Genomic DNA, 18,816 nt, shown 5'->3' on the forward strand with positions numbered 1-18,816 from the left:
CTGCCGCCAAGTGACGGAGGATCCAGATGAGCATCGAAACAGCCCTAGACGCGCTTTCCACCTTTTTAGGACAACGGCTTAGCCGGTCCAAGCCCGATCTTGAACAACATGGCGGCTCGGAAACCCATTTCCCTATGACACCGCCTGATGCTGTCGCCTATCCGCGCAGCACCGAGGAGGTGGCGGAGATCGTGAAAATCTGTGCGGCCCATGACTGTCCGGTGATCGGTTATGGCGCAGGCACCTCGCTCGAAGGGCAGACGCTGGCAGTACGCGGTGGCGTGGCAGTGGATTTCCGTGACATGGCCGCGGTGCTGCATCTGGGGGCGGAGGATATGGACGTCACCGTTCAACCCGGCATCACCCGCGAGGCGCTGAATGAAGAACTGCGCGCCACTGGCCTGATGTTTCCGGTGGACCCCGGCGCCAATGCGTCGATCGGCGGCATGGCCTCGACCCGCGCCAGTGGGACAACGGCAGTGCGTTACGGCACCATGCGCGACAATGTGCTGGGGCTGGAGGTGGTGTTGGCCGATGGCCGCGTGATCCAGACCGGGACACGGGCGCGCAAATCATCTGCCGGATATGACCTGACGGGGTTGTTTGTGGGGGCTGAGGGCACGCTTGGCCTAATCACCGCCCTGACCCTGCGCCTGCATGGCCAGCCAGAGGCCGTGACAGCGGCGGTCTGCGCCTTTGACGATATGGCTGCCGCGGTGCAGGCGGTGCAGGCCACAATCCAAATGGGCGTGCCAATGGCGCGGATCGAATTTCTGGACGCCGCCAGCGTGGCTGCGGTCAACGCTTATTCAAAAACCGACCTACCGCTCTGCCCCCATTTGCTGGTCGAATTTCACGGGTCAGAGGCGGGGGTGAAAGAACAGGCCGAGGTCTTTGGCGAGGTGGTCACTGACATGGGCGGCAAAGGGTTTGAATGGGCGGCAAAGCCTGAGGATCGCAGCGCGCTGTGGACCATGCGGCATCACGCCTACTGGGCGATCCTGCAATCACGTCCCGATTGCACCGCGCTAGTCACTGATATCTGTGTGCCCATCTCTCGCCTCGCTGAGGCGGTGGAGGATACGCGCGCTGACATCGCAGCCTCGCCCATCACTGGACCTATTTTGGGCCATGTGGGGGACGGGAATTTCCACGCAATCCTGTTGTTTGATCCCGGCAACGAGGAAGAGGCAAAGGCGGCCAAGGATCTGTCCCACCGTCTGGTCGAACGTGCACTGGCGCTGGGGGGGACGGCGACGGGGGAACACGGGATCGGTCTGGGCAAGAAGGCCTATATGCAGGCCGAACATGGTGACGCTTGGGACGTGATGGGGGATATTAAACGCGCACTTGATCCCAAGAACCTGATGAACCCCGGAAAACTGCTGCGCGACGGGTAAGGTCGCGCTGTCTGGTGCCAGAAAGCGGGTCGGAATTTGGCACCAAATTCCGGCCACCTGATTTGCAAAAGGTTAGCGTGCGGCCAGCAGGGATTTTGCGGCAGCGCGGGCTTCTTCAGTGATGCGATCGCCGGAAACCATGCGCGCGATCTCGTCCACCCGCTCGCCGTCATCCAAGGGCACAACGCGTGAGGTGGTGACGTTGTTTTTCACCTGCTTCTCCACCCGCCAATGGTGCGCGCCCAATGCAGCCACCTGGGGCGAGTGGGTGACAACCAGAACCTGACCACCATCCGCCAGCGCCGATAGACGCCGCCCGACCGCATCCGCAGTGGCACCGCCAACGCCGCGGTCGATCTCGTCAAAGATCATGGTGACGCCCGATTGCGTCTGGCTGAGGCACACCTTCAGCGCCAGTAGGAAGCGGCTAAGTTCACCGCCCGATGCGATCTTGCCCAGCGGTCCTGCCGGTGCGCCCGGGTTGGTGGCGACGGTAAAGGCCACCTCATCACGACCCTCGGGGCCCGCGTCGGTCAAACTCACGCCAGTGGTGAACACCGCGCGTTCCATTTTCAGAGGGGCCAGTTCAGCGGACACGGCCTTATCCAGTTTGGCGGCGGCTTTCACCCGCGCCTCTGTCAGGGTGGTGGCGGCGATGTCATACGCAGCATCTGCTTCGCGCACCGCCAATGTCAGATCGGCCAGATCGCCCTCACCCTGATCAAGGGTTTTCAGGCGGGTGCGCAGATCATCGCCAAATTTGGCCAGATCATCAGGCACAATGCTGTGCTTACGGGCCAGTCCACGCATGGCGAACAGGCGTTCCTCGCAGACTTCCAATTCGTGCGGGTCAAAGCGCAGCTGGTCCAGCGCGCCTTCGACCCCCTGCGCAGCCTCACCCAATTCGGCAAAGGCGCGCCCCAGTGCATCAATCGGGCTATCCAGCAATCCGTCGACCTGTTGCGCCGCATCCTCCAGCCAGCGCATGGCGTCGCCCATCGCGCCCTCTGCCCCGTCACCGGACAGCGCCTGAAAGGCCCGCGCCACATCTTCGCGCACTTTTTCAGCCGCTTGCATCTGGCGGCGTTGCGCGTCCAGCGCGGCCTCTTCGCCCGGTTGCGGATCCAATGCGTCAAATTCGGCGACCGCATGGCGCAGAAATTCTTCTTCGGCGCGGATATCGGCAATCGCCGCTTCGGCAGTCGCCAGTGCCTTGCGCGCGGCGGACAGATCGCGCCATGTTTTACGCACCTTGCTCTGCTTGGCCTCATAAGCGCCAAAAGCATCCAGCAGGCTGCGGTGGCCCTTTTGATCCAGCAAACCACGATCATCATGCTGGCCGTGCAATTCGATCAGGGTTTCCGACAGTTGGCGCAGCACCTCACCGGAACAGCGGCGGTCGTTGACCCATGCTGTTTTGCGTCCATCCTTGCGGTTGATGCGGCGCAGGATCAGCTCATCCCCTTCGGAGGGCATGCCTGCCTCTTCCAGCACCGCATGGGCGGCATGGCCTTCGGGCAGGTCAAAAACGGCGACCACCTCACCCTGTTCAGCCCCCGCGCGCACCAGTTCGGCGCGCCCACGCCAGCCCAGCACGAAGCCAAGCGAATCAAGCAGAATGGATTTACCGGCGCCGGTTTCACCGGTCAGCACGTTGAGGCCTGGCTGGAAATCCAGATCCAGCCGGTCGATGATCAGCATGTCGCGAATTTCGAGCGCACGCAGCATATTTTATGTCCTATTGAAGCGCGACCAAGAGCGCGAGCCGCCGATCAGATCCATTTGCCCTGCAGGGTCTGACGATAAATCTGGCGCAGCCAGTTGTCGCCTTTGGCCTTGGGTTCCAGCCCCTGCCCAGTCAGCAAGGCATAGCTTTCCTCATACCAATCGCTGGAGCGGAAGTTGTGACCCAAGATAGCGCCTGCGGTCTGCGCTTCGTCCGTCAGACCCAGCGACAGATAGGCTTCGACCAAACGGTGCAGCGCCTCGGGGGTGTGACTGGTGGTTTGGAACTCTTCCAGAACCACACGGAAACGGTTTACAGCAGCCGGATAATGTTCGCGGCGCAGGTAATAGCGTCCCACTTCCATTTCTTTGCCAGCCAAATGGTCAAAGGCCAGATCGAACTTCAGAATTGCCGAACGGGCATATTCGCTATCGGGATAGCGCTCGATAACGACGCGCAGCGCCTGCAGCGCTTCGAACGTCACCTTCTGGTCGCGGCCAACCTCGTCGATCTGGTCATAATGGCTAAGCGCCAAGAGGTATTGCGCATAGGCTGCGTCCTCTTCCAACGGGTAGAAATCGATGTAGCGCTGCGCAGCGGTGCGGCTGTTTTCGTAGTCCTTGTCCTTGTGATACGAAAACGCCTGCATGATCAGGCCGCGTTTCGCCCATTCGGAATAGGGGTAAAGACGCTCAATCTCAGAGAAATAGAAGGCAGCACGATCGGGTTTACGACGTTCCAATTCGTATTCAGCACGGCCAAAGATCTGTTCGGCGGTGAAGGTTTCCAGATTGACCTCATTGCGATCCAGCGCCGCGTTGGTGCCACACCCTGCCAAAGCTGTTACCAGCAGAAGAACCGCGATGCCCCGTTTGCGCGACCCGATGCCTGTCATGATCTGTCTCACCTTTATCTGGACTTGCCCCACATTGTTATCGTGGTGCGTCCTGTGGTCCTAGCACAGAATAATCGCAGGCAAAACGTCTTTGGCAGGTTTTCGCCCGTCCTCTTTTGCTGGAATGGCAGAAACCCAAAAAGAAAGGCGCCGCAGCGCCCTCTCTAACGAAATTGTCATACCGGACAGGCCGCTTACGCTTAGGCCACGGCAGGGATTTCATCCAGATGCACGCCGACGCCCGGCAGGCGGGCCATCATCGCACTGTCGCATGTGACAATGCGGTAATTGGACGGATCGGCAAACAGCGCGTGCAGCAGATCGTTGGTGATGCCATGTCCGGCGCGATGGCCAGTGTAATGCGCCAGCAGAGGCGCGCCAGCCAGTGCCAGATCCCCCAGTGCGTCCAGCATCTTGTGGCGCACGGGTTCGTCTGCATGACGCAGGCCGCCCTTGCCGCTTTCGACGATGGCGCCATCGAACACCACAGCATTTTCACCGGGTACACCGCCAAGCGCCAATCCGTTTTTCTGCATCCATTCCACATCAGAACGCATGCAGAAGGTGCGGCAATCGCTCAATTCGCGCACAAAGGCACCGTTGGCCATTTGCAGCTGTTTTTCCTGCACACCAATGGCGGCTTCGTCGAAATCAATGTGGAAATCGATGCGCAGCTCATCGGCAGGCGTCAGACGTGCCCAAGCATCGTCTTTGCGCACTTCGACGGGTTTCAGAATTTCGATTGCCTGAACAGCCTGCCCCTGTGCACGCAACCCTGCGGTCAGCAAACCGCGCACGAACTGCGCTGAGCTGCCATCAAGGATCGGCACCTCAAGGCTGTCGACATCAATCAAGGCGTTATGAACGCCACAGCCCGCCAATGCGGCCATGATATGTTCAACAGTCGAAATGGCAGTACCAGCGGCGTTTTCCAGACGGGTGCAGAGGGGGGACTGATTTACTGCATCAAAACGGGCCGGGATCAGCGCATCGACATCGGTAACATCGGTACGGCGGAACACGATGCCATGGTCCGGCAAGGCCGGATGCACCGTCATGCGTACAGGTTTACCAGAATGCAGTCCTACGCCGGTAAACTGGACCGGGCTGTTTACAGTATTTTGCAAGATCGTCCCCAGATGCTTGGCCCCTGTCATGCAGGTGCAGCAACTTGGTACCTGCCCGTTCGATTAGCCTCAACTCAATCTTTGTAACGGGTTGAAACATGGCTGAAACATATGCGCCGAAATCCGCTCATTCTTACTTAACTCACTGTTTACCAAAAGAAAGAGCCGCCCGAAGGCGGCTCAAATCCATGTAACAAACCTTGCAATCTTTGCAAGATTTCCCCGTTAGTTGGCCTGACGACGCAGGAACGCGGGGATTTCAATACGGTCCTGATCGACCTCATCTTCATATTCAGGCTGTGCCTGCTGCATTTGCTGAGCCTGTTGGGCAGGTGCACCCATCTGTGGCTGCGCGCGCGGCGCGGGCTGAGCCTGTTCCTGACCGTGACCAGTCATGCGGTTGATCAACGAGTTCAGACCAAAGCGCGGGCGCTCCTGCTCAACCGGGGCATGCTGTTGCACGGGCTGCTGATGCTGCTGCGGCTGAACCTTGGGCTGGTTCTGAACAGCGGCTTGCAGGCGGGCCAGCGCCTCGGGCGAGGGTTGACCAGCAGGTGCAGGCTTCGGGGCAACAAACTGACCAGCGACATCTTCAGGGCGGGCTTCGATCGCGTCGGCCTGCGGATGGAACTGCGTGGCCTGCGGCTGATAGGCCGGCGGCGGCAGGTCGTTACCCTGCGGCGCAAAGGACTGCTGCTGCACAGGTTGTTGCTGCACTGGTTGCTGAACCTGCTGCGGCGCGTGATCTTCTTCGAAGATATCCTCCATCTGGTCCTGCACGGCGGCCTGCTGGGCGTCCAGATCGACAAACAGGCTGGGCTCTGCCGGACCTTCTGCGGAAATCTGGGTCTGCTGAACCGGCTGCACGGTTTCGATGGTCGGTGCAACAGGTGCTGCAGCAACAGGGGCCGGTGCAGGTGCGGGAGCAGCGGCGGCTTTCGCCTCTTCGACGCTGGTGGTTTGGGTCAGCGGCGCAGCCATAGAACGGCGCGGAACCGGAATGTCCTGAACCATCTCCGACGCATCGATACCGGTCGCAACAACCGATACACGCATGCCACCGTCCAGATCGGTGTCGAGAGTCGAGCCAACAATGATGTTCGCCTCTGGATCCACCTCTTCGCGGATACGGTTGGCGGCTTCGTCCAGTTCGAACAGGGTCAGATCGTGACCACCGGTGATGTTGATCAGAACGCCCTTCGCACCGCGCAGCGAGATCTCGTCCAGCAGCGGGTTGGCGATGGCTTTCTCGGCGGCCTGAATAGCGCGATCTTCGCCCGACGCTTCGCCGGTGCCCATCATCGCTTTGCCCATCTCATCCATCACGGCGCGCACGTCCGCAAAGTCGAGGTTGATCAGGCCCGGGCGAACCATCAGATCGGTCACACCTTTAACACCCTGATACAGCACATCGTCTGCCATCGAGAACGCTTCGGTGAAGGTTGTTTTTTCGTTGGCCAGACGGAACAGGTTCTGGTTCGGAATGATGATCAGGGTATCGACCATCTTCTGCAGGGTCTCAACGCCCTCTTCCGCTTGGCGCATACGCTTGGCGCCTTCGAACTGGAAGGGTTTGGTGACAACACCTACGGTCAGCACACCCAGTTCACGGGCCGCCTGTGCGATGATCGGGGCTGCACCAGTGCCGGTGCCGCCGCCCATACCAGCGGTGATGAAGCACATGTGTGCGCCCGCCAGATGATCAACAATTTGTTCAATGCTCTCTTCAGCTGCGGCGGCGCCAACGGTGGCACGCGCGCCTGCACCCAGACCTTCGGTGACCTTCACGCCCAGTTGGATACGCGCCTGCGCGCTGGACTGTTGCAGCGCCTGCGCATCGGTGTTTGCAACTACGAAATCGACGCCCGAAAGGTCTTTTTCGATCATGTTATTCACAGCGTTGCCGCCGGCCCCACCGACGCCAAAGACAGTGATACGGGGTTTCAAATCGTCGTGCCCGGGCACCGAGAGGTTCAATGTCATGGATCTGTCCGCCTGATATCGCTTACCCGCATTTCGCAGGTGTTTTTCTGCCTATTACCGCCGATGGTAACGAGAACCAACCCATGCGTCACGAAAAAAACGCAAAAAAGCCACGAAATATGGGGTATCACCCGCCTTGATCTGCGGGATCTTGCCGACTGGCAGAGATCTAGCGTTTTTTTGACAGCCAGACGCCAGCAGCACGCAAACCGACCCTGCTTGGGGCGGCTGCACCGGAAAATTCGTGCATCAATTTGACCAAAAGGCCTGCGGTCGTCCTCAAATTATCCGTTGTGTTGCACACCCTTCTCAGTGGGCGCGCCCAACGGTTATCCACATGTTATCCCCAGCCTGCGCGTCTGTCATCCGAAAATCAGCGCGACCGTGGGGATTTTTCCTTTACCAGTTCTCTTTGAACCAGCGCATCGCGCGCTTGAACGTGCGGTTCGATGTGCGGTCAATCGGAGCCTCGAAGTCCCACCATTCATCCTGCGGATTGGCTGCAAACAGGCACATCCCCACGGCCGAGGCGAACCCCGGACCGGTCGCCGCCTGTGGCAGGCCATGCACGCGCAACGGACGACCCAAACGGACCTGCTGCCCCAGAATGCGGCTGGCCAACCCGTCAAGGCCAGGGATCTGGCTACCGCCGCCGGTCAGCACGATCTGCTGGCTGGGCATGTGGTCGAACCCCGCCGCATCCAGACGTTCGCGCACCTCTTCGAGGATCTCTTCGACACGCGGACGCATGATGCCGATCAGTTCAGCCCGGCTGACAGAGCGACGGTCGTGTTCCCAATCGCCCGTGTCCCCACCGGTTTCGATCATCTCACGATCATCCATTCCCGTGGCAACAACACCGCCGTAGAAGGTCTTGATCCGTTCCGCTGTGGCATGGGGCACCGACAGGCCCATGGAAATATCACTAGTCACATGGTCACCGCCCATCCGCACCGCATCGGCGTAGATCATGTGCTTCTTCATGAAGATCGAGATCGAGGTCGCACCGCCGCCCATGTCCACACAGGCCGCGCCCAGTTCCTGTTCATCCTCGACCAGCGCAGAAATGCCGCTGACATATGCAGAGGAGGCAACACCGGCCAATTCCATATCACAACGCTTGATGCAATGCGCCAGATGCTGCACGGCGGCAGCATCCACGGTCAGCATGTGCAAATCAGTCGACAAACGGTTGCCCAACTGTCCACGCGGGTCCGAAAGGCCAGAGCGATGGTCTAGGGCAAAGTTCACCGGATGGGCATGCAGCACCTCACGGCCATGGCCGTACTCGGGCACATCACAGGCGGCCAGCACCTGCGAAATGTCCTGTTCGCTGACCACCTGCCCCTGCAGGTCAATCGCACCGGTCAGGCCATAACTGCGCGGCTCCGCCCCTGAAAAACACGCAATGACGTGATCCACACGAATATTCGCCATCTTCTGCGCAGCCTGAAGCGCGGTTCGGATGGCACGTTCGGTTTCGCCCATGGCGGTGATTTCGCCAAATTTCACCCCGCGCGACCGCGTGGTGGCGGCGCCAATCACCCGGAACCCGGCCTGCCCCGCCAAAGAGCCAACGCCCTCTGCCTCAAACCCGCCAGAGGTGCCGTCAAAGCGCAGCACCAGACAGGCGATTTTCGAGCTGCCCACATCCAGAATGGCGACGACACCGCGTTGCATCGCAGCTTTGCGCATGTTCCGCATGGCCCGTTGGCTGTCATAAAGATCAAACATACTCTTAATCCTCGAACCCGATCTTATTGATGCGCCACCACTCTTGTACGGCGGCCTCATTCATGCGGATGGTTGGGCGACTGCCCAGACGCACATCCACCTGCGCCAGATCCCGCTGCATCACGTCTTGCACCTGATTGAGGGCGATCACACGCTGTAGCGCCTGAACCGCGCCCTCTTCGGGCAAAAGGATGCGCTGGTCACGATCCAGCACGATATCCCAGCGGCGCTGCCCCATACGAACAACCCCCCGGGTGCGGGGCGCCAAAGGCCCCAAAACAGAAATCAACTCCAGCGCCTCTGGCACCGCCAGATCTGCCGCGTCGCCGACGATCAAAGGCAGATCTCGATGGGCCGCACGGCCGCCTTCGGCCTGCCCCACATAGTTCCCCTGCCCATCCAGCAGAGCCAGACCTTCGCGGGTACGCCACAAAACCACCGGCAGGCGCTCGGTCACATCCACTTGCAATACACCGCCCGTACGCACACGGATCGACACATCCTTCACAGCTGGCAGGCCTGCAATGCTCTGACGCATTTGGTCCAGGTCCAACTCGAAGGAGCTGACAGGGAAATCGATTGGCACGATCTCTGTGATATCGTCGGTCACGGATGCGCTGGCGCCAGCGACCTGCATTTCATCGACCATAAATTCGGGTCGCGTCTGAATGTCGTTCTTGATCCCAGCCACAAACAAGCGGAATTCGTCGCGCCGATCCTGATCGCTGAAATACAGCATCCCCGCAGCAAAGGCCGCGCCCATAGGCAAGCCAACGCGCAGGGTGAAGCGAAACAGCGGCGTCAACATCAAACGCTGCAAACGATAAGACCAGCGCGACGGCGCTGGATCAACAGAAGGACGTTTGGGTTGTGCAGCCTGCAGGCGGTCATTCAGAAAACTGGGTGCAGCCCCCGGCAGGTATTCCTGCGGCGGCGCCGGATCAGGATGCGGCGCATGGGCCGCGCCAGCACGCGCCTCACCCGCCTGACCGTGCCCCTGCCCCGCGCCATAAACAGGCGTCCGTGCGTGCTGCTGTTGCTGTTGGGCACGCAGATGCGGCGGCTGCGGTGGGGTCACCTGTCGCATGAGGCATCCTCCACCATCCATTTGCAGAACTGACCGAATGTCATCCCCTGCAGCGCCGCCTGTTCCGGGCTAAGCGACGTCGGCGTCATCCCAGGCTGCGTGTTAGTTTCCAGCAGGATCAGGCCGGACAGGCCCTTGTCTTCATCCCAGCGGAAATCGGTGCGGCTGACACCACGGCACCCCAGCGCCTGATGGGCGCGCAGGGCGTAGTCTTCACACGCTGCATAAATCTCGGCAGGGACTTCGGCGGGCAGGACGTGACGCGATCCGCCAGTCTTGTATTTGGCGTCGTAATCATACCAGCCATCAGTCAGGATATCGGTCACCCCAAGGCAACGGTCGCCCATCACGGTCGCTGTCAGTTCGCGGCCCGGAACGAATGCCTCAACCATCACCACATCAGGCATATCATCCGACAGCTTCGGCGGGCCATTGGCCGCCTCATTCACCAGATACACCCCGACGGAAGACCCTTCGTTATAGGGTTTCACCACATAGGGTGGCGTCAGCACATGGTCGGCCTCCACCTCTGCTTTCGTGGCCAGCACACTGGCGGCAACGGGCAGGCCTGCGGCTACGTAGGTCTGTTTGGAACGTTCTTTGTCCATCGCAAGGGCCGAGGCTAGAACGCCGGAATGGGTGTAGGGAATGCGCATCCATTCAAGAATGCCCTGCACGCAGCCATCTTCGCCCCAGCGGCCATGCAGCGCGTTGAACACCACGTCGGGCGCAATCTCTGCCAGTCGCGCAGCCAGATCAGGGCCGGCGTCGACCTCTATGACTTGAAAACCTTCACCCTCCAGCGCCTTCGCGCACTCGTGCCCTGTGCTCAGCGACACTTCGCGTTCAGCCGAAGTGCCCCCTTTCAGGACGACGATCAGAGGGGCTGTCCTGCTCGACATACCCACTATTGCCTCAACTTTCGATCACTTAAGCGATCGTTTTTACTGCATTTTTATTTTTATCACGGGGATATTGCCCCGCGTATTGGCGCGTTTGGCGCTCTTATTGCGGTGTCGATTCCCCGACCCGCATAATTTCCCAGTGTAGCGTGATGCCGCTATTTTCGTAAACCTTTTTTATAACCTCTTCGCCTAGGCCCTCGAGGTCGGCGGCAGTGGCGTTATCCGCGTTGATGAGGAAGTTTGAATGCTTCTCACTCATCTGCGCGCCGCCTTTTCGGGCCCCGCGCATGCCAGCATCATCAATGACCTTCCACGCTTTCAGGTCATGCACATCATCCGCCTTGCCTGTGGACGAAAACCCTGCCGGATTGCGGAAAGTACTGCCAGCACTGCGATCTTTGGTTGGCTGAGTGGCGTCACGTTTGGCCAGCTGATCGGCCATCCGCGCCTCCAGCTCTGCGGCGTCGCCTGTGGGCGCCTCAAAGGTCGCGTCAACCAGCACCCAGCCTTCTGGCAGGGTGGACTGACGGTAGCCAAATTGCAGATCCTCTGGGGTGAGCGTCACCAGTTCGCCACTGAGCGTGACTGCGCGGACACTGATCAGCACATCTGCCACATAGGACCCATAACACCCCGCATTCATCCGCACCGCACCGCCGATACCGCCGGGGATTGTGCGAAGAAACGTCAGATCCAGCCCGGCGCTTGCCGCCTTGCGCGCCACATGCGCATCCAGCGCCGCGGCCCCTGCGGTGACGCGATTGCCGTCAATCGCAATCTCGTTAAAGCCGCGCCCCAGCCGGATGACAACAGCGCGCATGCCGCCGTCACGGACGATCAGGTTGCTGCCAACCCCCATCGGGAACACCGGCACCTCCGCAGGCAAAGCCGCCAGAAACGCCTGCAAGTCCGCCACGTCAGCAGGTTGGAACAACACATCCGCCGGACCGCCCACACGCAGCCAGGTTAGATCGCTCATCGGTTTGTCGTGGGTCAGCTTGCCACGAACCTCTGGCAGTGCTTCAGGCAGTTTCATCGTGTCTTCTCATCATTCGTTTCATTCGCCGCAGCAGAAAGATCACCGGCCAGCGCAGCACAGACATCGCACCTGCCAAAACCAACAGGCCCAGCCAAGGACCATGCTCATAGACCACAAAGCCCAGAATGGGAATTCCACATGTGATCAATCCCCACGCCTGCGGCCAGTGGCGCCGCTGCGACGGTAACATCGCCAGCACGTTTGCGACCAGAAACCATATACATGTCAGCGTCAGTGCAAAGCTCATGCCGCGCCGCCCTGTAGCAGGTCCAAAATCCCGAAATTCACCGCCAATGCACCAAGGGCTGCCAGCAGCCCCAGAACAGGCACCAGCATCGGCACGCGGAATGGCGCCTCTGGCTGTTTGCGTTTCATCGCGATCAGGGCCAAATTGACGATGACAAAGATGCTTAGCAGCAGTGTCGACGCCCCCTCAGCCAAGGAAGATACTGGCAATACCAGCGCCGCGACCGTGACCAAGCCACCGATCAACACAGTTGCCAGCGTTGGTGTACCAAAACGCGCACTGGTGTGGTGGAACACGGCCAGCGCGGGCGTGCGCCGCCCGATGCCGAACAGCACCCGCGCCGCCATGACGATCTGCGCCAGCACCCCGTTCAGCGCTGCTGCCACTGCGATGGCCGACAGGAAGGCCGCTGGCGCTGCCGCGCCCGACGTGTCACCCTGATGCCAAACCAGCAACAAGGGCTGTTCGCTAACGGTCAGATCCGCCAAAGGCACCGCCCGCACCGCCGCATAAGACACCACCGCATAGATGATTGAGGTGATCATCAGCGACAACAAGATCGCGCGCGGCAGGGTCTTTTCAGGGCGTTTGACCTCTTCGGCCATGTTGACGATGTCCTCAAACCCGATGAAGGCGAAAAATGCCAGCACAGCCGCCGCACCTACACCCGTCCAAACAGGCGGGGCCGCGGCACTCAGATCCGCCACAGGCGCGGTGCTGAGGCCGACCCAGACAACGATCCCCAGACCGATCAGCTCAACCGCGGTGAACAAAGCGGCCAAAGCCAGACTTTCTAACACACCAACCAGCGCCACCGCGATAAGCAAGCCACCCATCACCACAATCGCCACTTCGGCGGGAATGGGGGTGATTGCCGTCAGATAACCAGCGCCACCACGCAGCACCGCCGCGCCAGAGATGGAGCCGGTGATCACAATCGCCAGCCCGATCAACGCGCCAAGGCTGGGAATGCCCAATCCCTCGGACACATAAACTGCTTCCCCGCCGGCTTCGGGCAGACGGGTGGAAAATTCGGCGTAACTCAGCGCCGTAGGGGCCGCGATCATCCCTGCCAGAAGGAAGGCCAGTGGCGCCCAGATCCCCGCCTCGGCGGCCACCGCGCCGACCAGCACGTAGATCCCTGCGCCCACCATCACGCCGACGCCATAGGCCGTCAGCAGTGGCAGTCCAATGCGCCGTTTCAGTGCATCTGCCATTCTAAATCCCCTTACCCTTTGGCCGTAATGCCCCACGACCGATGGGTTAAGTCATATGTCAAAATAAGAACCGCGCCCTTGAGATAGCTCAAGAGCGCAAGAGGCCGTGCTGCCGAAAAGTGGCCGACCCATCGGTTAGACGAATACGCCCCCTGCCCCGCGTCCTGTCAACGCTGACGCAAGGGGCAGTGGCACCTCAGCCGCCCAGACGTGACGGCAAGGCATTGGCCCATGCTGAAATCGTGCCCGCCCCAAGGCAGACAACCATATCGCCGGGCTGTGTCTGTTCGCGCACCAGACGTTCCAGATCCGCCTCTGACAGCACCGCGCGGGCGTGACGATGACCGTGACGGATCAGACCTGCGACCAGGTCGTCGTGGCTGGCCCCCTCAATCGGGTCTTCGCCAGCGGCAAACACCTCGGCGATGCCGACAACGTCTGCCTCGTTAAAGCAGGAACAGAAGTCCTCGAAATGGTGGCTCAGCCGCGAATAGCGGTGCGGCTGGTGCACGGCAATCACGCGGCCTTCGGTCGCTTGACGCGCGGCTTTCAGCACCGCGGCAATTTCGGTCGGGTGGTGGCCGTAGTCGTCGATGATGGTGACACCGTTCACCTCACCCACGCGGGTAAAGCGGCGGTTCACGCCCTTGAAACCTGCCAGCGCATCACGGATTTCATCGGCCTTCATGCCCAGATGACGCGCCACCGCAATGGCCGACAAAGCGTTAGAAACGTTGTGATCACCTGGCATTGGCAGTTTGCAGCCCTCAATCACCATATCTTCGGCCTGCAGGGCAACATCAAACAATGCGGCGCCCTGTTCATAGCGCAGGTTGATCGCGCGCACATCGGCCTGCGCGTTAAAGCCGTAGGTCACAACGCGACGGTCGGTGATTTTGCCCACCAACGCCTGCACATCCGCATCATCGGTGCAGCAGATCGCCAGCCCGTAGAAGGGAATGCCGGAGACAAATTCGTAGAACCCCTGATGCAGCGCCTCTTCGGTGCCCCAGTGTTCCATATGTTCGGGGTCGATGTTGGTGACGATGGCAATGGTCGCAGGCAGTCGGTTGAAAGTGCCGTCGCTTTCATCAGCCTCAACCACCATCCAGTCGGATGTGCCGACACGGGCGTTGGAGCCATAGGCGTGAATGATACCGCCGTTGATCACCGTCGGGTCCACACCGCCTGCATCCAGCAGGGTGGCGACCATCGTGGTTGTGGTGGTCTTGCCATGGGTGCCCGCAACCGCAACGTTGGATTTCAAACGCATCAGTTCCGCCAGCATTTCAGCGCGGCGCACAACGGGCAGGCCCAGACGACGCGCCTCATCCAATTCGGGGTTGCCCGGTTTGATGGCGGAGGAGATGACAATCACCTCAGCGCCTTCGAGGTTCGCGGCGGCCTGACCAACAAAGATCTTGGCGCCCATGCCCGCCAGACGGTCGGTGATTTTCGACGCCTTCAGGTCGCTGCCCTGAACGGTATAGCCGTGATTCAGCAGCACCTCAGCAATGCCCGACATGCCGATGCCGCCGATCCCGACAAAATGGATCGCGCCCACATCAACGGGGAGTTTGGTTGCTGCGTTCATGACTTACCCTTTCTGCGCCGGATCATCTCAGCTCCGGCCTTTCTGCGCCAATGCCTCGACCATTTCACTCAATTCCCGGGCCGCATCGGGCTTGCCCTGCGACAACGCCGCCTGCGCCATCAGGGATGCACCACGCGCATTGCCAAGGACCAGCGCTATCTGCTCAGAAAGCGTCGCAACTGCAAGTCGATTTTCCGGCAACAGGATCGCTGCGCCTGCATCCACCAGCCCACGGGCGTTGGCGGTTTGGTGATCGCCCGTCGCCGCAGCAAAGGGGATCAGGATCGACGGGCGCCCAATGACGCTGATATCCGCCACAGACGACGCGCCAGAGCGCGAGATGACCAGCTGTGCCTCACTCATCCGGCGCGGCACATCGTTGAAGAAGGGCTGCACATCCGCCGCAATCCCGTGGTCTGCATAAAAGGCGCTGACGCGGTCATGATCCTCGGCGCGGGCCTGATGGGCGACACGGATATTGCCCAAAATCTCCAGCGGCAGTTCAGCAATGGCGGCGGGCACCATATCCGACAGGATACGCGCGCCCTGACTGCCGCCAATGACCAGCACCTCCATCGGGTAATCACCGGGGGTGATATAGCCTGCACCGGCGCGTTCCAGCACGGCGCCGCGCACGGGATTGCCGGTGTGATGCCCCTCGACCCCCTCTGGCAAGGTGGTGGGCCATGTGCCGCAGGCCACTGCATCGACGCGCTTGGCAAAAATCTGGTTCACCCGACCAAGGACGCCGTTTTGTTCATGGATCATTCGCGGACGACGCAGCAAGGTCGCTGCCGCCAGCGCGGGGATCGACGGGTAGCCGCCAAAACCCACAACAACGTCAGGCTTATCGCGCAGCATCCGTGCGCTCATGCCCAGAACGCCGCCCAAGATGCGAAACGGCACCAGTGCCTTGGCCAGAATGCCGCCACGGGCAAAGGTGGCCGATGATACCTCTTCGATCTCAACCGTGTGGGGGAAGCCGCCGGTGTAGCGCGCGCCACGCGCGTCGGTGGATAGCTTTACCCGCCACCCCTTGCGCAGCATCACCTCTGCCAGTGCCTGCGCCGGGAACATATGTCCGCCGGTGCCCCCTGCCGCAATCACCAAAAGCGGTGCCGCCATTTCTCTGCCTCCTGCCCTGCGCGCCTGAGCCGCCGGATCGTTGTTCTATCTGGATCAGAGGCCGCGATGCCGCGCCGCCCCTTCCCTGTTCCTAAAAGAAAACACACCGCCGTGAAAGGCGGTGCGTTACGTTCCCTGATTTAGCGGCGGTGTCCTCGCAAGATATCGCCGATCTGCCCCTGTGGCCGCGTGCGGGTAAAGGCCAAGAGCATCCCCACTGCGATCCCACCCGCAATCAACGAAGAGCCGCCATAGCTCACGAAAGGCAGGGTCATCCCCTTGGATGGTAGCATACGCACTGCCACCCCCATGTTGATCAGAGCCTGCACCGCAAAGATTGCCGCCAGCCCGGTGCCAGCCAGTCGAATGAACACGTCGCGTTCTTTGATCAACCGATAGAAAGAGCGCAGTGCAATCGTGGCGTAAAGTGCGATGACGACCAGCACCATCACAAGACCGTACTCTTCAGCCGCCACTGCGATAATGAAATCTGTATGCGCATCGGGCAGTGACCATTTCACCTCACCCTCACCCAGACCAACACCGAAAAAACCGCCTTCGCGGATGGCGTTGGTGGCATAGCCAATCTGGGTGGTTGGATCGACCTCAGGGTTTAAAAACCCATCGATCCGGCGCGCGACGTGTTCCGAATTGTGATAGGCAAAAGTGCCGCCCAACATCACAACGAACAATGCCCCCATCAACAGCAAGATCGGCGCACCAGCGACGAAGTACATCACCGCCCAACCGAAAAACACCAGCGATGCCTGCCCGAAATCCGGCTGCAACGCCAGCACGACAACGATGAATCCCGTCAGAACAAACGCCCACAGGCGCCCCGGTGGACCGTTGATTTCCTGACTGGCCGCCAACAGCCAGGCCGTCACCACAACAAAACCAGGCTTCAGAAATTCGGACGGCTGTAGCGACGCAAAGCCCAGGCGATACCACCGCACGGCCCCCTTGCCGAAATCAGTGCCAAACACCGGCAACGCCAGCACAGCGATCAAAGCCGCCAAAAATCCTAGCACTGCCAGACGCCGCACCAACTGCGGCGGCATCATAGAGGTCGCAAACATCGCAACCAGCGCCATACCGCCAAAGATCAGCTGCCGTTCGACATAGTGAAACGGATCCAGTCCATTCTTTTCAGCCAACGGAGGAGAAGCCGCAAACCCAAGCAGCAACCCGATGCCGAACAGCGCCAAGATACAGGTCACCGTGACCTTATCCAGCGTACGCCACCATTTGGGGAGAACCGGCTCCACATCCCGCACGGGGACCGAGCCATGAACCATTGCTGTCATGGGAACCTACCAATACTGCCTCAATCACTGTCCCTTTGCGGGATCTGGGCCGAATGATAACGCGAATCCCATTTTCAGGCCAGCGGTAATGCGGCCTAGGCTGGTGGGCCCCTCGCCGCCCTCGATACCCCCCTTTCAATGATCTGCAAATACTCCCCTCCAACCGCGCAGCCACACACCACCCTCTTGCATTTCGCGCCACTCTCAGGCACGCCGCCTACATGCAGAAAACCACCCACTATAAAACCATCATCCTTGGCGCCGGTGCAGCTGGCATGATGTGCGCGATTCACGCCGGTGAGGATGTGCTGGTGCTGGACCATGCCAAAGCGGCTGGGGAAAAGATCCGCATTTCCGGCGGTGGGCGGTGTAATTTCACCAACATGTATGCAGGCCCCGAAAACTATCTGGGCGGTAATCCGCATTTTCACAAATCCGCATTGGCGCGCTACACCCAGTGGGATTTCATCGACATGGTGGCGCGCCACGGCATCGCTTATCATGAGAAAACACTTGGCCAGCTGTTCTGCGATGACAGCGCCAAACAGATCGTTGCCATGCTGCTGGATGAAATGGCGCGCGCGGGCGCGACACTGTGGCTGCAAACCTCAATCATCGAGGTGGCGAAGGCTGACAGCGGCTATCGTCTGGTTGTCGAAGGCGCGGGCAAGCGCAAGGTGCTGACCTGCGACGCGCTGGTGCTGGCCACGGGCGGCAAGTCGATCCCGAAAATGGGGGCCACGGGTTTGGCCTACGACATCGCGCGCCAGTTCGGGCTGGCGGTGACAGACACTCGCGCTGGCCTCGTACCCCTTACGTTTAGCGACAAGCGGTTCGCGCCGATTTCCGGCGTTTCCCTACCCTCCATCGTGAGTGCTGACGGCAAGAGCTTTGAAGAGGCGGTGCTGTTCACCCATCGTGGCCTATCTGGCCCCGCGATCCTGCAAGCGTCGTCCTATTGGCACGAGGGCGAAGAGATCACGCTGAACCTCTTCCCCAATGCCGATCCCTTTGGCCTACTGCGCGCAGAACGCCAAAAGGCGGGCCGCAAACAGATCAGCAGTGCGCTATCCACGCTGTTGCCCGCCCGCTTGGTCGATCATCTAAGTGACGAATTGGGTCTAAAGGCCCGCCTTGCCGATCAATCCGACGCCGCCCTTACTGAGTTGTGCGAACACCTCACCAACTGGCGCCTGCGCCCTTCAGGGTCCGAAGGCTACCGCACCGCCGAGGTCACGTTGGGCGGTATCGACACTGACGGCCTGTCCTCCAAGACGATGGAGGCCAAAACCGTCCCCGGCCTCTACGTCATTGGCGAAGCCGCTGACGTCACCGGCTGGCTGGGCGGGTTCAATTTCCAATGGGCATGGTCGTCCGGATACGCCGCAGGCACAGCGATCAAAGCGCGGGGGTGAGGGTGAGGGTGAGGG

At 60.5% G+C, this 18,816-nt stretch carries 15 protein-coding genes; 2 read left to right on the plus strand and 13 right to left on the minus strand.

Annotated elements, in window-relative coordinates; translation table 11 throughout:
* Positions 1-26: 26 nt before the first annotated feature.
* A complete protein-coding gene (locus TM5383_RS14440; protein WP_058319750.1) occupies positions 27-1,400 on the plus strand; it encodes an FAD-binding oxidoreductase in 1,374 nt (457 codons plus the stop codon).
* A 72-nt stretch (positions 1,401-1,472) separates the two neighbouring features.
* On the opposite strand, the gene recN is transcribed toward TM5383_RS14440, so the two are convergent.
* The 13 genes from recN to ftsW all read right to left on the minus strand — a co-directional run bounded on the left by recN (position 1,473) and on the right by ftsW (position 17,386).
* Positions 1,473-3,128, minus strand: coding sequence for a DNA repair protein RecN (gene recN, locus TM5383_RS14445; protein ID WP_058319751.1), 1,656 nt, complete (start codon positions 3,126-3,128; stop codon positions 1,473-1,475).
* A gap of 44 nt (positions 3,129-3,172) precedes the next feature.
* Complete coding sequence (locus TM5383_RS14450) at positions 3,173-4,021, minus strand: outer membrane protein assembly factor BamD (RefSeq protein ID WP_058319752.1); 849 nt, start codon at positions 4,019-4,021, stop codon at positions 3,173-3,175.
* A gap of 200 nt (positions 4,022-4,221) precedes the next feature.
* Positions 4,222-5,148, minus strand: a complete 927-nt coding sequence (gene lpxC, locus TM5383_RS14455; protein WP_058319868.1) for a UDP-3-O-acyl-N-acetylglucosamine deacetylase — start codon at positions 5,146-5,148, stop codon at positions 4,222-4,224.
* A 225-nt stretch (positions 5,149-5,373) separates the two neighbouring features.
* Entirely contained in the window at positions 5,374-7,131 is a 1,758-nt protein-coding gene (ftsZ, locus tag TM5383_RS14460; protein WP_058319753.1) for a cell division protein FtsZ, read from the minus strand.
* A 399-nt stretch (positions 7,132-7,530) separates the two neighbouring features.
* Entirely contained in the window at positions 7,531-8,865 is a 1,335-nt protein-coding gene (gene ftsA, locus TM5383_RS14465; protein WP_197407416.1) for a cell division protein FtsA, read from the minus strand.
* A gap of 4 nt (positions 8,866-8,869) precedes the next feature.
* Positions 8,870-9,952: a cell division protein FtsQ/DivIB gene (locus tag TM5383_RS14470; RefSeq protein ID WP_082645499.1), complete on the minus strand. Its 1,083-nt coding sequence runs from the start codon at positions 9,950-9,952 to the stop codon at positions 8,870-8,872.
* Positions 9,940-10,860: a D-alanine--D-alanine ligase gene (locus TM5383_RS14475; protein WP_143570227.1), complete on the minus strand. Its 921-nt coding sequence runs from the start codon at positions 10,858-10,860 to the stop codon at positions 9,940-9,942. The genes TM5383_RS14470 and TM5383_RS14475 overlap by 13 nt, the downstream gene beginning before the upstream one ends.
* Before the next feature lie 97 nt (positions 10,861-10,957).
* A complete protein-coding gene (gene murB, locus TM5383_RS14480) occupies positions 10,958-11,893 on the minus strand; it encodes a UDP-N-acetylmuramate dehydrogenase (RefSeq protein ID WP_058319755.1) in 936 nt (311 codons plus the stop codon).
* Positions 11,880-12,143 carry a DUF2484 family protein gene (locus TM5383_RS14485; protein ID WP_058319756.1) on the minus strand — a complete coding sequence of 88 codons (264 nt, stop codon included), beginning with the start codon at positions 12,141-12,143 and terminating at the stop codon, positions 11,880-11,882. The genes murB and TM5383_RS14485 overlap by 14 nt, the downstream gene beginning before the upstream one ends.
* The gene (locus TM5383_RS14490; protein WP_058319757.1) at positions 12,140-13,360 is read right to left on the minus strand and encodes an APC family permease; all 1,221 of its coding nucleotides are present in this window, start codon (positions 13,358-13,360) and stop codon (positions 12,140-12,142) included. Before TM5383_RS14490 ends, TM5383_RS14485 begins: the two co-directional genes overlap by 4 nt.
* Positions 13,361-13,556: 196 nt before the next feature.
* Entirely contained in the window at positions 13,557-14,954 is a 1,398-nt protein-coding gene (murC, locus tag TM5383_RS14495; RefSeq protein ID WP_058319758.1) for a UDP-N-acetylmuramate--L-alanine ligase, read from the minus strand.
* Between the two features lie 27 nt (positions 14,955-14,981).
* Positions 14,982-16,079, minus strand: a complete 1,098-nt coding sequence (locus TM5383_RS14500; protein ID WP_058319759.1) for a UDP-N-acetylglucosamine--N-acetylmuramyl-(pentapeptide) pyrophosphoryl-undecaprenol N-acetylglucosamine transferase — start codon at positions 16,077-16,079, stop codon at positions 14,982-14,984.
* 140 nt (positions 16,080-16,219) lie between these two features.
* Positions 16,220-17,386, minus strand: a complete 1,167-nt coding sequence (ftsW, locus tag TM5383_RS14505; protein WP_058319760.1) for a putative lipid II flippase FtsW — start codon at positions 17,384-17,386, stop codon at positions 16,220-16,222.
* Positions 17,387-17,607: 221 nt separating this feature from the next.
* On the opposite strand from ftsW, the gene TM5383_RS14510 reads away from it, so the two are divergent.
* Positions 17,608-18,801: a BaiN/RdsA family NAD(P)/FAD-dependent oxidoreductase gene (locus tag TM5383_RS14510; protein ID WP_058319761.1), complete on the plus strand. Its 1,194-nt coding sequence runs from the start codon at positions 17,608-17,610 to the stop codon at positions 18,799-18,801.
* Positions 18,802-18,816 lie beyond the last annotated feature (15 nt).

Source organism: Thalassovita mediterranea, from assembly GCF_001458435.1.
Lineage (GTDB): Bacteria > Pseudomonadota > Alphaproteobacteria > Rhodobacterales > Rhodobacteraceae > Thalassobius > Thalassobius mediterraneus.

Excerpts from the sequence above, each read along its gene's own strand:
- TM5383_RS14440 (WP_058319750.1), top strand. The coding sequence starts at position 27 with ATGAGCATCGAAACAGCCCTAGACGCGCTTTCCACCTTTTTAGGACAA.
- recN (WP_058319751.1), bottom strand. The coding sequence starts at position 3,128 with ATGCTGCGTGCGCTCGAAATTCGCGACATGCTGATCATCGACCGGCTG.
- TM5383_RS14450 (WP_058319752.1), bottom strand. The coding sequence starts at position 4,021 with ATGACAGGCATCGGGTCGCGCAAACGGGGCATCGCGGTTCTTCTGCTG.
- ftsZ (WP_058319753.1), bottom strand. The coding sequence starts at position 7,131 with ATGACATTGAACCTCTCGGTGCCCGGGCACGACGATTTGAAACCCCGT.
- ftsA (WP_197407416.1), bottom strand. The coding sequence starts at position 8,865 with ATGTTTGATCTTTATGACAGCCAACGGGCCATGCGGAACATGCGCAAA.
- TM5383_RS14470 (WP_082645499.1), bottom strand. The coding sequence starts at position 9,952 with ATGCGACAGGTGACCCCACCGCAGCCGCCGCATCTGCGTGCCCAACAG.
- murB (WP_058319755.1), bottom strand. The coding sequence starts at position 11,893 with ATGAAACTGCCTGAAGCACTGCCAGAGGTTCGTGGCAAGCTGACCCAC.
- TM5383_RS14485 (WP_058319756.1), bottom strand. The coding sequence starts at position 12,143 with ATGAGCTTTGCACTGACGCTGACATGTATATGGTTTCTGGTCGCAAAC.
- TM5383_RS14490 (WP_058319757.1), bottom strand. The coding sequence starts at position 13,360 with ATGGCAGATGCACTGAAACGGCGCATTGGACTGCCACTGCTGACGGCC.
- murC (WP_058319758.1), bottom strand. The coding sequence starts at position 14,954 with ATGAACGCAGCAACCAAACTCCCCGTTGATGTGGGCGCGATCCATTTT.
- TM5383_RS14500 (WP_058319759.1), bottom strand. The coding sequence starts at position 16,079 with ATGGCGGCACCGCTTTTGGTGATTGCGGCAGGGGGCACCGGCGGACAT.
- ftsW (WP_058319760.1), bottom strand. The coding sequence starts at position 17,386 with ATGACAGCAATGGTTCATGGCTCGGTCCCCGTGCGGGATGTGGAGCCG.
- TM5383_RS14510 (WP_058319761.1), top strand. The coding sequence starts at position 17,608 with ATGCAGAAAACCACCCACTATAAAACCATCATCCTTGGCGCCGGTGCA.